General features: G+C 73.0%; 11 protein-coding genes and 1 rRNA gene. 7 read left to right on the forward strand and 5 right to left on the reverse strand.

Annotation, left to right across the window (positions count from 1 at the left end; genetic code table 11):
- Both GA0070560_RS22955 and tyrS read right to left on the reverse strand, forming a co-directional pair.
- Positions 1 to 172 (reverse strand): 16S ribosomal RNA (locus GA0070560_RS22955); the annotation flags it as partial.
- Between the two features lie 647 nt (positions 173 to 819).
- Positions 820 to 2103 (reverse strand): tyrosine--tRNA ligase, encoded by a 1284-nt coding sequence (tyrS, locus tag GA0070560_RS22960; RefSeq protein WP_091301486.1) that lies wholly within the window; start codon positions 2101 to 2103, stop codon positions 820 to 822.
- Positions 2104 to 2210: 107 nt separating this feature from the next.
- Here tyrS and GA0070560_RS22965 point away from each other — a divergent pair, with 107 nt between their 5' ends.
- From GA0070560_RS22965 to GA0070560_RS22980, 4 genes are all read left to right on the forward strand, one after another.
- A complete protein-coding gene (locus GA0070560_RS22965) occupies positions 2211 to 2594 on the forward strand; it encodes a PaaI family thioesterase (RefSeq protein ID WP_170839542.1) in 384 nt (127 codons plus the stop codon).
- A gap of 179 nt (positions 2595 to 2773) precedes the next feature.
- Positions 2774 to 4000, forward strand: coding sequence for an NRAMP family divalent metal transporter (locus tag GA0070560_RS22970; RefSeq protein WP_091301339.1), 1227 nt, complete (start codon positions 2774 to 2776; stop codon positions 3998 to 4000).
- Positions 3997 to 4377 (forward strand): hypothetical protein, encoded by a 381-nt coding sequence (locus tag GA0070560_RS22975; RefSeq protein ID WP_091301341.1) that lies wholly within the window; start codon positions 3997 to 3999, stop codon positions 4375 to 4377. Before GA0070560_RS22970 ends, GA0070560_RS22975 begins: the two co-directional genes overlap by 4 nt.
- Positions 4364 to 4675 (forward strand): hypothetical protein, encoded by a 312-nt coding sequence (locus GA0070560_RS22980; protein WP_091301343.1) that lies wholly within the window; start codon positions 4364 to 4366, stop codon positions 4673 to 4675. Before GA0070560_RS22975 ends, GA0070560_RS22980 begins: the two co-directional genes overlap by 14 nt.
- 108 nt (positions 4676 to 4783) lie before the next feature.
- Here the strand turns inward: GA0070560_RS22980 and GA0070560_RS22985 are convergent, their stop codons facing one another.
- The 3 genes from GA0070560_RS22985 to GA0070560_RS22995 form a co-directional block, all read right to left on the reverse strand.
- A complete protein-coding gene (locus tag GA0070560_RS22985) occupies positions 4784 to 6106 on the reverse strand; it encodes a hemolysin family protein (protein WP_091301345.1) in 1323 nt (440 codons plus the stop codon).
- A gap of 133 nt (positions 6107 to 6239) precedes the next feature.
- Positions 6240 to 6872 (reverse strand): hypothetical protein, encoded by a 633-nt coding sequence (locus GA0070560_RS22990; RefSeq protein WP_091301347.1) that lies wholly within the window; start codon positions 6870 to 6872, stop codon positions 6240 to 6242.
- A 10-nt stretch (positions 6873 to 6882) separates the two neighbouring features.
- A complete protein-coding gene (locus tag GA0070560_RS22995) occupies positions 6883 to 7386 on the reverse strand; it encodes a GNAT family N-acetyltransferase (RefSeq protein WP_091301349.1) in 504 nt (167 codons plus the stop codon).
- Between the two features lie 142 nt (positions 7387 to 7528).
- On the opposite strand from GA0070560_RS22995, the gene ppdK reads away from it, so the two are divergent.
- The 3 genes from ppdK to GA0070560_RS23010 all read left to right on the forward strand — a co-directional run bounded on the left by ppdK (position 7529) and on the right by GA0070560_RS23010 (position 12021).
- Positions 7529 to 10189, forward strand: coding sequence for a pyruvate, phosphate dikinase (ppdK, locus tag GA0070560_RS23000; protein WP_091301488.1), 2661 nt, complete (start codon positions 7529 to 7531; stop codon positions 10187 to 10189).
- Positions 10190 to 10201: 12 nt separating this feature from the next.
- Positions 10202 to 10660, forward strand: a complete 459-nt coding sequence (locus GA0070560_RS23005) for a hypothetical protein (RefSeq protein WP_091301351.1) — start codon at positions 10202 to 10204, stop codon at positions 10658 to 10660.
- Positions 10661 to 11010: 350 nt separating this feature from the next.
- Positions 11011 to 12021 carry a zinc-dependent alcohol dehydrogenase gene (locus tag GA0070560_RS23010; protein ID WP_091301353.1) on the forward strand — a complete coding sequence of 337 codons (1011 nt, stop codon included), beginning with the start codon at positions 11011 to 11013 and terminating at the stop codon, positions 12019 to 12021.
- Positions 12022 to 12049 lie beyond the last annotated feature (28 nt).

The raw sequence follows: 12049 nt of genomic DNA on the forward strand, positions 1-12049 counted from the left end.
TATTCGGTATTAGCCCCGGTTTCCCGGGGTTATCCCAAAGCCTAGGGCAGGTTGCTCACGTGTTACTCACCCGTTCGCCGCTCGAGTACCCCGAAGGGCCTTTCCGCTCGACTTGCATGTGTTAAGCACGCCGCCAGCGTTCGTCCTGAGCCAGGATCAAACTCTCCAACAAAAACTGTTGAAAACATGTCCTGACAACAAAAGTGTTGCCAAAGGAATCCCAACCAACAACCCTCCCGAAGAAGGATCACCAGTCCGGGGTATAAATCAAATTGGCACTGGCTTATCAAGCACCCTGTTGAGTTCTCAAAGAACAACCACACACCGCCCAGAAACCCCGCAACCACGGAGCCCCCGACCCGGGGCATTTCATCCCACCACCCGCCGCTCTCGCGCCGGGCACTTTTACTACGTTACCCGCTGATATCCGCCGTGTCAAACCGCTCTGTCGCGATCCACACCACTTCCACCACAATTCCGGGCACCACAATTCGACCGGCTCTCACCGCCCATCTCGTGGATTCTCGACAGGACGGCCGGTCGAGGTTTCCCACGAACCCGCCCGCTTCCCTGCCGACGTGGAACCATACCCGGTCGGCTCCGCCCCACCAAATCCGCCCTGCGGCGAATCCGGGGCACCGCCCGGCCCGAACTCCGAAAGACACAACCTCCGAAGCCCGAAGTCCCGTCCCGCGCCCGGCCTCCCAGGTCTTTCGCCCTGTTTAGTCCGTTCCGCGCTGGCAGAGAAAAAGTTACGCCCCCGGCGAGTTGATCGTCAAATCCGCCGGGGGCGTCCCACGTCACACTCTCGTCGTACGGCTATCCCCGCAGCTCGACCCCGGCGAAGGACCGCTTGCCGCGGCGCAGGACCAGGTAGCGGCCGTGCAGCAGGTCCTCCGGGGCGACCACCGCGTCGACCTCGGTGACCCGGGTGTTGTTGACGTACGCGCCACCCTCGGCGATCACCCGGCGCGCCTCCTTCATGCTCGGCACCAGGCCCGACTCCTTGAGCAGCCCGGCCACGTCCGGCAGCTCGTCGAGATGGACCAGGCCGGCCTCGGTCAGCGCGGCCCGCAGGGTCTCCGGCGTCAACTCCTCCAGCGACCCGCGGCCGAACAGCGCCTGGCTCGCGGCGACCGCCTGGGCCATCTCCCGCTCACCGTGCACGAGGGTGGTCAGCTCCTCGGCGAGCGCCCGCTGGGCGGCTCGGGCCGCCGGCCGCTCGGCCGCCTCCTTCTCCAGCGCCTCGAGTTCCTCACGGGACCGGAAGCTGAAGTACCGCAGGTAGCGGGTGACGTCCCGGTCGTCGGCGTTGACCCAGAACTGATAGAAGGCGTACGGGCTGGTCATCTCGGGGTCGAGCCAGACGGCCCCGCCCTCGGTCTTGCCGAACTTCGTGCCGTCGGAGCGGGTCACCAGCGGGGTGGTGAACGCCTGCACCGGCCCCGCGCCGCGCCGGCGCACGTAGTCGACCCCGGCGGTGATGTTGCCCCACTGGTCGGAGCCGCCGTACTGGAGCTGGCAGCCGTGCCGGCGGTGCAACTCGAAGAAGTCGTTGGCCTGGAGCAGTTGGTAGCTGAACTCGGTGAAGCTGATGCCGGTCTCCAGCCGGGCCTTGACCACCTCGCGGGCCAGCATCTTGTTCACCGGGAAGTGCTTGCCGACGTCGCGGAGGAACTCGACCACCGACATCTCGCCGGTCCAGTCCAGGTTGTTGACCAGTTGCGCCGCGTTCTCACCGGTGTACGACACGAAGGGCGCGAGCTGGTCACGGATGCGCTGCACCCAGCCCGCGACGACCTCCGGCGGGTTGAGGGTGCGCTCGGCGCTCTCCTTCGGGTCGCCGATCTGCCCCGTCGCGCCGCCGACCAGCAGCAGCGGCCGGTGCCCGGCGAGCTGGAGCCGACGGGCGGTGGTGACCTGCATGAGGTGGCCGACGTGCAGGCTGGGCGCGGTCGGATCGAAGCCCACGTAGAAGGTGGCGCTCCCCCCGTCGAGCAGGTCGCGCAGCTCGTCGAGGCCGGTCGAGTCCTGGATCAGGCCTCGCCACCGCAGGTCTTCGATGAGGGAGTCCCGCCCGTGCGGGAGGTTGCTGTCGGTCACGGTCACCGATTCTCCCCCATGCCGGGCACCGGGCCGTACCGGGTTTGCCCGACCCGCCCGCCGACTAGGCTGCGCCTGGCCGAGGCGAGGAGGGACGGGTCGTGGAGATGCCGGACATGACGGGTGGCCTGGTCGGGCTGCTCGGGCTGAAGTTCGACGAGATCGGCGCCGACCGGGTGGTGATCCGCTGGCAGGTACGCCCCGAACTGCACCAGCCGTTCGGCATCCAGCACGGCGGGGTGTACTGCGCGGTGGTGGAGACGGCCGCCAGCGTCGGCGGGTCGATCTGGCTCGGTGGACGCGGCACCGTGGTCGGCGTGTCGAACCAGACGGACTTCCTCCGGGCGGTGCGCGACGGCGAGCTCACCGCGGTCGGCACACCGGTGCACCGGGGGCGCAGCCAGCAGCTCTGGCAGGTGGAGATCACCGACGCCGACGGGCGGTTGGTCTCCCGCGGCCAGGTGCGGTTGCAGAACCTCGCCCACCCCTGAGCCGGGCAGGCCGGCCCCTGGTCGACCCGGCGCAGGTCGGACCGCCCGGTCCGGCACCGGTGCGGACGCGCCGGCGGCAGGCCGCTCGATGGACGGGCACCGCCTGTCCTGTTCGCCGGAAAAGGTACTGCTGACGCCGATATCGTCGCGTCGATGAGACCGGCCGCCCCGTACCCGACGTGAGAAAGCTCCTCGCCGCCACGCTCGGCGTGCTCTCGGCCATCGGGGGCTTCGTCGACATCGGCGACCTGGTGGCGGCGAGCCAGGCCGGAGCGCGGTTCGGCATGGGGCACGCCTGGGTGCTGGTCCTCGGGGTGGTCGGCATCTGCGCGTACGCCGACATGGCCGGCCGGATCGCGGCGGTGAGCGGCCGGGCGGTGTTCGACCTGGTCCGGGAGCGGCTCGGGCCACGGGTGGCGCTGCTCAACCTGGTCGCCTCCTACCTGGTCACCGTGCTCACCCTGGCGGCCGAGCTGGGTGGCGTCGCGTTGGCGCTGCAACTGGCGTCGCGGGTCAGCTACCTGCTCTGGGTGCCGGTGGCGGCGTTCGCGGTGTGGCTGGTGCTGTGGCGGATGCGGTTCCAGCTGATGGAGCGGGTCTTCGGGTTGACCGGCCTGGCTCTGGTGATCTTCGCGGTGGCGCTGTTCTGGCTGCCGACCGACTGGCCGGAGCTGGCTCGCGGGGCGCTGCACCCGCAGGCGTACGGGCAGGGGTGGGGGGCGTACTGGTTCGTGGCGGTGGCGCTGTTCGCCTCCACCGTCAGCCCGTACGAGGTGTTCTTCTTCTCCTCCGGCGGGGTGGAGGAGAACTGGACCGCCGCGGACCTCGCCGACGCCCGGACGAGCGTCCTGGTCGGGTTCCCCGTCGGCGGCTTCCTCGCGCTGTCGCTGGTGGCCACCGCGACGGTGGTCCTCCACCCGCACGGCGCCTCGCTGTCGAGCCTCGACGAGGTGGCCCTGCCGGTGGTCCTCGCGTTCGGCGGGGTGGGCCTGGCGATCGCCGCGCTGGCGTTCTTCGCGGTGACCTTCGGCGCCGCGCTGGAGACCGGGCTCTCCGCCGCGTACGCAGCCGCGCAGTATTTCGGCTGGCAGTGGGGCAAGCGGGTCAGTCCCCGGGAGGCGGCCCGGTTCCACAGCGTGCTGCTGGTCAGCGTCCTGCTCGGGGTGCTGGTGCTGGCCACCACCGTCGACCCGGTCCGGCTCACCGAGTACATGCTGATCGTCAGCGCGGTGGCGCTGCCGTTGACGTACCTGCCGATCCTGATCGTGGCGAACGACCGTACGTACCTGGGCGACCGGGTCAACGGGCGGATGTCCAACCTGCTCGGGGCGGTCTTCCTGGTGGTGATCGTGGCGGCGTCGGTGGCCGCGATCCCGCTGGCGGTGTCGACGGGGATGGGGCGATGAGGGTCCAGCTCGGCCGGCAACTGCTCGACCGGCAGATCGTCGACTCCGCCGGGCGGCTGGTCGGCAAGGTCGACGACGTCGAGTTCGCCGTCGACTCCGACGGCTACCCGTACGTGGCGTACCTGCTCAGCGGGCAGGGGGCGCTCGGGCAGCGGATCGGCGGGCGGATCGGCCGGCTGCTGGTGGCGGTCGCCGACCGGTTCACCGAGAACCCGCCGACGCCGCCGGTACGCATCCCGATCGGCCTGGTCAGCCGGATGGACAGCGCGGTGTGGCTGCGCTGCCGGGGCGAGGAGCTGCCGCGTCCGCCGGTGGAGGCGTGGCTGCGCCGGCACCTGATCGACCGGATCCCGGGGGCCGACCGTGCGAGCGGGTGAGCTGCTCGGCCGCACGGCGTACGACCTGCACGGGCGGCGGCTCGGCCGGGTGGTGGACGTGGTGGTGCGGGGCGGCTTGCCGCACGGGCGGCTGCGGTTGACCGACGTGATCGTCACTGGCCACTGGTGGGGCCGCCTGGTGGGGCGGCTGATCGGGGCGGAGCGCCACCCGTCCGGGCCGTGGGCGATCCGGCTGGTGGCCCGGGCGTTGAGCCGCAGCACCCGTCAGCTCCCCGCCGACCAGGTGCAGCTCCTGCCGCCGGTGCCCGACTTCCCGTTCGGCCGGCCGGACGGGTGAGCCCGTGCCGGGTCAAGGCCGGAAGGGTGAGCCCGGGCCGGGTCAAGGCCGTACGGGTGGGCCCGGGCCAGGGCCGGACCGCGCGGCACCCGGCGGGGGGCGCTGCGGTCAGCCGCGGGCCTCGTCGAGGATCGGCTCACCCTCGGCGGCCTCCTCGACGGCGGCGACGCGGCGCAGCCGTACCTGGCTGATGGCCCGCTGGTCGATGGCGGCCACCTCGATCTCCCACCCGTCCACGGTGACGTTCTCCCCCGCCACGGTGGGGATGTGCCCGAGGCAGCTCAGCAGCATCCCGGCGACCGTGGTGTAGTCGCCGGCCGGACGGCCGGGCACCTCGACGCCGACGTCGGGCAGGTCGTGCACGGGGAAGGTGCCGGGCAGCAGCAGCGCCCCGTCGGCCTCGGTACGGACCGCGCGCACGTCCCGGTCGGCCTCGTCGTAGATCTCGCCGACGATCTCCTCCAGGATGTCCTCCAGGGTGACGATCCCGTCGACGGCGCCGCGCTCGTCCACCACCAGGGCGATGTGCTGGCGTTCGGCCTTGAACTGTCGCAGCGCGTCCACCACCGGCAGCGAGTCGGGCAGCAGCATGGGCGGGCGGGCGATCTCGTCGACCGGGCGGTCGTCGGGCACGCCGACCAGGTCGCGCAGGTGGATGATCCCGGCCGTGTCGTCCAGGCCGTTGTGGCGTACCACCGGGGCCCGGGAGTGGCCGGTGGCGGCCAGCACCAGCCGGGCGGCCTCTGCGGTGGTGCCGCTGTCGAGCGTGAAGACCTGCAACCGGGGTACGAGCACCGCCTTGAGCTGCCGGTCGGCGATCTCCACCGCCCCGGCGATGATGGTCCGCTGTTCCTTGGTGAAGCCGTGGTTGCCGGCGACGATGTCCCGCAGTTCGTCGGGGCCGATCTCCTCGGGTTCGTGCTCCGGGTTCAGCCCGACCAGCCGTACGACGAGGTCGCTGGCGGCGCCGAGGGCCCGGACGGCGGGACGGGTGACGGTGGCCAGCAGGTCCAGCGGGCGGGCCACCAGCAGCGCCCAGCGCTCGGCCGACTGCATGGCGATGCGCTTCGGGGCCAGCTCGCCGAAGACCAGGGTGACGAAGGTCAGCGCGAGGGTGACCACCACGATGGCGACCGTCTCGGCGGCGCCGCCGACGAAGCCGAGCAGCGGCACCAGGGGCTTGGCCAGGGAGACCGCGGCGGCGGCCGAGGCCAGGAAGCCGGCCAGGGTGATGCCGATCTGGATGGTGGCGAGGAACCGGTTCGGGTCCTTGGCGAGCCGGGCCAGCACCCGCCCGGCCCGGCTGGTGCGCTCCAGGCGCTGCAGCTGGCTGTCCCGCAGCGACACCAGCGCCATCTCGCTGCCCGCGAAGATCGCGTTCAGGATGACCAGGACTCCGACCAGGGCCAGTTGGCTCCAGTAGCTCTGCACGCCCGGCTCTCTCCCTCACCGCGACCGACGCCGGCGTCGCGGCCGGCGTCGCCGGGCGGAGGACCCGCCCGGCGTAGGCCCCTCTGTGCCCCGCGGAGGGCCGGGTGAATCCTCCCGGGGTGCGTGGTCCGGCTCAGGCCGGCGCGGGCGCGGGGAGGTCGAGCACGTACGTGCCGTCCTCGGGGCGGAAGCCGAGCCGGTGGTAGTAGGGGGCGACCATGCCGGGCGGGCTGACCACCCGGCGGAAGCCCCGGTCGGTGAAGAGGCTGCTGCGCCGGTAGACGAACTCCCCCGGGGTGAGGTCCCGGAACCGCGGGGTGACGTAGTCCAGGTCGATCTGGGCGATCCCGCCCGGTTCGGCGTGCGACAGCACCACGCCCACCACCTCGTCGGCCTTGAGGACCAGGAACGCCGAGCGCTCGGCGGCGTGCGACTCCCACCGGAAGTCCGGGTTGAACCGGCTGATGTCGGCGGAGTGCACCCGCAGGGTGTGCGCCAGGAACCGGTCGTCGACGCCCACCTCCACCGCCTGGTAGGTCTGCTCGTCGTGCCGGGTGGCCAGCAGCTTCCGCAGGTACCACAGGTTGATCACGGTGAGCACCACGTTGAGGCCGACCATGGGCCAGACGGCGACGGCGGCGTTGTAGCCGATCAGGATCAGGCAGCCGAGCAGGTTGAGCGCCCGCAGCCGCAGGATGCGTGTCTGCAGCAGGGACCAGACCAGCAGCGCGGAGCCGGCCCAGCCGACGAGTTCCAGCCAGTTCACCCCCGGGAGACTAGTGGTCGCCCTGCTCAGCCGCCTCGGCGGGCAGCTCCAGCACCCATTCCTCGACCTCGACGCCACGGCCGTGGGCGAATCCGGCGTCCTCGCCGACCACGACGAAGCCGCACTTGCGCAGCACCGCCAGGGAGGCGCGGTTGTCCTTGGCGGCGCGGGCGTGCACCGGCCGCTGCGGCAGCTCGCGCAGGAGCGCGGCGAGCGCGGCGGTGGCGTACCCCCGGCCCCAGCGCCGCGGGTCGATCCAGTAGCTGACCTCGGTGCGCTCCTGCACCGGGAAGGCGTTCACGTGCCCGACCACCTCGCCGTCGACGAGCACCGTGCGCGCCACGATGCGCGGGTCGGCGCGGATGCGGGCCCAGTGCGCGTCGAAGGCGGCCCGGTCGGTCGGGTCGGCGGGGCCGAAGGCGGCCATCCAGGCGGCCTGCGAATCCTGCTCGTAGGCGAAGAGGTGGGGCAGGTCGGCGTCGCGCACCGGGCGCAGTCGCAGGTCGGCGGTCACCGCCGGATGATACGTACCGGGTGCGACGATTCCGGGACCTCCGGCCCCCCGCCCGTACCGTCCGGCCCTGCCGGCGGAGGCCCGCGCATTGCTACCAACGAATAAAGAGAATCCGTGCGGTAGCGGAGTGGAGGCCGGGACCATGGCCAAGTTCGTCTACGACTTCATCGAGGGTGACCGCAGCAGAGCCGATCTGCTGGGTGGCAAGGGCGCGAACCTGGCCGAGATGACCCGGCTGGGGCTGCCCGTCCCGCCCGGGTTCACCGTCAGCACCGACGCCTGCCGGGCGTACCTGCGCACCGGGGAACCCCCGGAAGGGCTCTTCGAGGAGATCAACGCCCACCTGCGGGAGGTCGAGGCCCGGCTGGGCCGGTGGCTCGGCGACCGGCACGACCCGCTGCTGCTGGCGGTCCGCTCCGGCGGCCGGTACTCGATGCCGGGGATGATGGAGACGATCCTGGACATCGGGCTGAACGACACGACCGTGCACGGTCTCGCCGCGCGCGCCGGCGACGACCGGTTCGCCTGGGACTCGTACCGCCGGCTGATCCAGATGTTCGGCCGGACCGTGTACGGCGTGCCGGCCGACGAGTTCGAGCGGGAGCTGGAGGCGCTGCGCGCCTCGGCCGGGCCGGCCGGGCCGAGCGCCGAGCAGTTGCGCGACCTGGTGGAGACGTACAAGAAGGTCTTCGCCGCGCATGTCGGGCACGACTTCCCGCAGGCCCCGCACGAGCAGCTCTACCTGGCGGTCCGCTCGGTGTTCGAGTCGTGGAACTCGGAGCGGGCCCGGATCTACCGGCGGCAGGAGCGCATCCCGGACGACCTCGGCACCGCAGTGAACGTGATGGCGATGGTCTTCGGCAACCTGGGCCCGGACTCGGGCACCGGAGTGGCGTTCACCCGCGACCCGGCCACCGGCGCGCCCGGCGTGTACGGCGACTACCTGCCCGACGCGCAGGGCGAGGACGTGGTGGCCGGCATCCGCAACACGATCCCCCTGCCCGAGCTGGAGCGGATCGACCCGGCGAGCTTCCGCCGGCTGATGACGATCATGGCGACGTTGGAGCGGCACTACCGCGACCTGTGCGACATCGAGTTCACCATCGAGCGCGGCCAGCTGTGGATGCTGCAGACCCGGGTCGGCAAGCGCACCGCCGCCGCCGCGTTCGTGATCGCCGCGCAACTGGTCCAGGAGGGGCTGATCAGCCTGGACGAGGCGCTGCTGCGGGTCAGCGGCGCGCAGCTCGGCCAGCTGATGTTTCCGGCCTTCGACCTGTCGGGCGCCCCGACGCCGGTCGCGGTCGGGGTGGGGGCCTCCCCGGGGGCCGCGGTGGGCCGGGTGGTGTTCGACTCCGCCGCCGCGGCTGCGGCCACCGAACCGGTGATCCTGGTCCGCCGGGAGACCAACCCGGACGACCTGCCCGGCATGATCGCCGCGGCCGGGGTGCTGACCTCGCGCGGCGGCAAGACCTCGCACGCCGCCGTGGTGGCCCGGGGCATGGGACGTACCTGCGTCTGCGGGGCGGACGCCCTGCGGATCGACCCGGAGCGCGGCGAGTTCGCCGTCGGCGACCGGGTGGTCCGGGCCGGGGACGTGATCTCCATCGACGGCACCACCGGCCGGATCTACGCCGGCGAGGTCCCGGTGCAGCCCTCCCCCGTCGCCCGTTACCTCGCCGGCGAGCTGGAGCCGCAGGCCGACCCGCTGGTCGCGGCGGTGCACCGGCTGCTCGGCCACGCCGACGCGGTACGCCGCTTGGGCGTGCGGGCCAACGCCGACACCGGGCAGGACGCCCGCCGGGCCCGCCGGCTCGGCGCCACCGGGGTCGGGCTGTGCCGTACCGAGCACATGTTCCTCGGCGAACGCCGGGAACTGGTGGAGCGGCTGATCCTGGCCGAGGGCCCGGACGAGGTGACGGCCGCGCTGGACGCTTTGCTGCCGTTGCAGCGGGCCGACTTCGTGGAGATCCTCGCGGCGATGGACGGGCTGCCGGTGACCATCCGGCTGATCGACCCGCCGCTGCACGAGTTCCTGCCCCCGCTGCACGAGCTGACCGCCCGGGTGGCCCGCGCCGAGGCGCTCGGCGAGGACCCCGGCCGCGACGGCCGGCTGCTGGTCGCGGTCCGCCGGATGCACGAGTCGAACCCGATGCTCGGCCTGCGCGGGGTGCGGCTCGGGCTGGTGATCCCGGGGCTGTTCGCCATGCAGGTCCGCGCGGTCGCCGAGGCGGCGGCGCAGCGGGTGCGCGACGGTGGTGACCCGCGACCGGAGATCATGGTGCCGCTGGTCGGCGATGTGAAGGAGCTGGCCGCCGTCCGGGTGGAGGCCGAACAGGTCCTCGCCGGGGTGCCGGAGGCGCCGGAGATCCCGATCGGCACGATGATCGAGGTGCCGCGGGCGGCGCTGACCGCCGGGGAGATCGCCGCCGAGGCGCACTTCTTCTCCTTCGGCACCAACGACCTGACCCAGACCGCCTGGGCGTTCTCCCGCGACGACGTGGAGGGCTCGTTCTTCGGCGCGTACCTGCAACGGGGGATCTTCGCCGTCTCCCCGTTCGAGAGCATCGACGTCAAGGGCGTCGGGCGGCTGGTCCGGCTGGCCGTGGCGGAGGGTCGGGCCACCCGGCCGGAGCTGACCGTCGGGGTCTGCGGCGAGCACGGCGGCGACCCCGAGTCGGTGGCGTTCTTCGCCGACGCCGGGCTGGACTACGTCTCCTGCTCGCCGTACCGGGTGCCGATCGCCCGGCTGGCGGCCGGGCGGGCCGCCGTCGACTCCACCACCGGCACGTCCGACTCCCGATAGGAGGGCAGCGCGATGACCGCGATCTTCAACCCCACCGGCCCCGCCCCGCTGGCCCCGCCGCCCCGGCGGGCCCCGGAGCCGGCGGCGACGCCCGCGCCGGTCGTACCGGTGGGGCCCGTCGGGCCGGTGCTGGAACTGCCCGGCACGCCGGCTGCGGCGCTGGTGCCGGTGACCCGCGACGGGCGGGCCGTCGGGGCGTTCGTCCTGGCCGGCGGACGGGTCCGCTACCGGTCGGTGCCGGACCCGGACCAGGTGCTCGCCGCCGCGGCCGGCGCGGTCGCCGTGGCGCTGCTGGCCACGGCGGTGGCGGTGGTGGGCCGGCGCCGGCCACCGGCGATCGGCGCGGTGACGATGGGCCCCGGCGGCTGGGTCAGCCTGCGCGGGACCCGCGCCCCGGCGCTGCGCCCGGCGACGCCCCGGCCGTGGTGGGCCCGCGTGCTGCGGGCCCGCCGGCTGGTCGCCGAACGCTGACCCCCGGTGCCGCCGGGGCCGGCCCACGGCCCCGGCGGCACCGCCGCCCACCCACCGGCCTGTTCCGGGGTACGCCCCGCAACGGCACTCCACCCCGACAACACCCGCACCCGAACGTTCGCGGAACGAGGGCCCGTTCCCCGTCGAACAGGCCCTCATCTCTCTGCGAAGGGCACGGATCCTCGAGGTCGGGTCCGCGTGGTGACGCAGGCGGCCACGCGCCCGCCGAACGGGCGGCGGGAGGGGTGGGGGTCTTTGGTCCCGGGCGGTCGTGGTCCTGCGCCCCTGCCCGCTGCGGCGCCGGCGGCGGAGGCTGGTCCTGGAAGCGAAGAAGACCTGGGAGGCCCCCGATGCGCGCGACCGTCGTCACCTCGTTCGACCAGCCACTGGAGATCTTCGACGTGCCGGTGCCGGAGCCCGGCCCCGGCGAGATCCTGGTCCGGATCGAGGCGAGTGGGCTCTGCCACACCGACATCCACGCCGCCCGCGGTGACTGGCCGGTCAAGCCGAACCCGCCGTTCGTGCCGGGCCACGAGGGCGTCGGCATCGTCGAGCGGGTCGGCGTGGGCGTCACCGAGCACGCCGTCGGCCACCGGGTGGCCCTGCCCTGGCTCGGCTGGGCCTGCGGCACCTGCGACTACTGCGTCTCCGGCTGGGAGACGCTCTGCGAGGCGCAGCGCAACACCGGCTACTCCGTCGACGGCGCGCACGCCGAGTACGCGGTCGCCTCGGCCCGCTACGCCGTCCGCGTCCCGGACGGGGTCGACCCGTTCGAGGCGGCCCCGCTGACCTGCGCGGGTGTCACCACGTACAAGGCGGTGAAGGTGGCCGCGGTACGGCCCGGCGACCGGGTGGCGGTCTTCGGCATCGGCGGGCTCGGGCACCTCGCCCAGCAGTACGCGCAGCTGTTCGGCGGCGAGACCGTCGCCGTGGACGTGACGGACGAGAAGCTGCACCTGGCCCGCGCCCTCGGCGCCACGCACACCGTGAACGCGGCCGAGGTCGACCCGGTCGAGGCGGTCACCGCGCTCGGCGGGGCGGACGTGGCGATCGTCCTGGCCGCCAGCCCTGCCGTGATCGCGCAGGCCCACCGCTGCCTGCGCCGGGGCGGGCGGCTGGTGCTGGTGTCGCTGCCGAAGGAGAACGGCTTCACCCTGCCGGTCTTCGAGACCGTGCTCAAGGGCATCACCGTGATCGGCTCGATCGTCGGCACCCGCGCCGACCTGGCCGAGGTGTTCCGGCTGCACGCCGCCGGCCACACCCGGGTCGCGTACGAGGTGCGCAAGCTCGACGAGATCAACGAGGCGGTGCAGGACGTGCTGGCCGGCCGGGTCGCCGCCCGCCTGGTGCTGCGGCCGTGACCGCCGTCCGGCCCCCGACGACCGTCCG

It is taken from the genome of Micromonospora halophytica (assembly GCF_900090245.1).
Taxonomy (GTDB): domain Bacteria; phylum Actinomycetota; class Actinomycetes; order Mycobacteriales; family Micromonosporaceae; genus Micromonospora; species Micromonospora halophytica.

Excerpts from the sequence above, each read along its gene's own strand:
- GA0070560_RS23005 (WP_091301351.1), top strand. The coding sequence starts at position 10,202 with ATGACCGCGATCTTCAACCCCACCGGCCCCGCCCCGCTGGCCCCGCCG.
- GA0070560_RS22975 (WP_091301341.1), top strand. The coding sequence starts at position 3,997 with ATGAGGGTCCAGCTCGGCCGGCAACTGCTCGACCGGCAGATCGTCGAC.
- ppdK (WP_091301488.1), top strand. The coding sequence starts at position 7,529 with ATGGCCAAGTTCGTCTACGACTTCATCGAGGGTGACCGCAGCAGAGCC.
- GA0070560_RS23010 (WP_091301353.1), top strand. The coding sequence starts at position 11,011 with ATGCGCGCGACCGTCGTCACCTCGTTCGACCAGCCACTGGAGATCTTC.
- GA0070560_RS22965 (WP_170839542.1), top strand. The coding sequence starts at position 2,211 with ATGCCGGACATGACGGGTGGCCTGGTCGGGCTGCTCGGGCTGAAGTTC.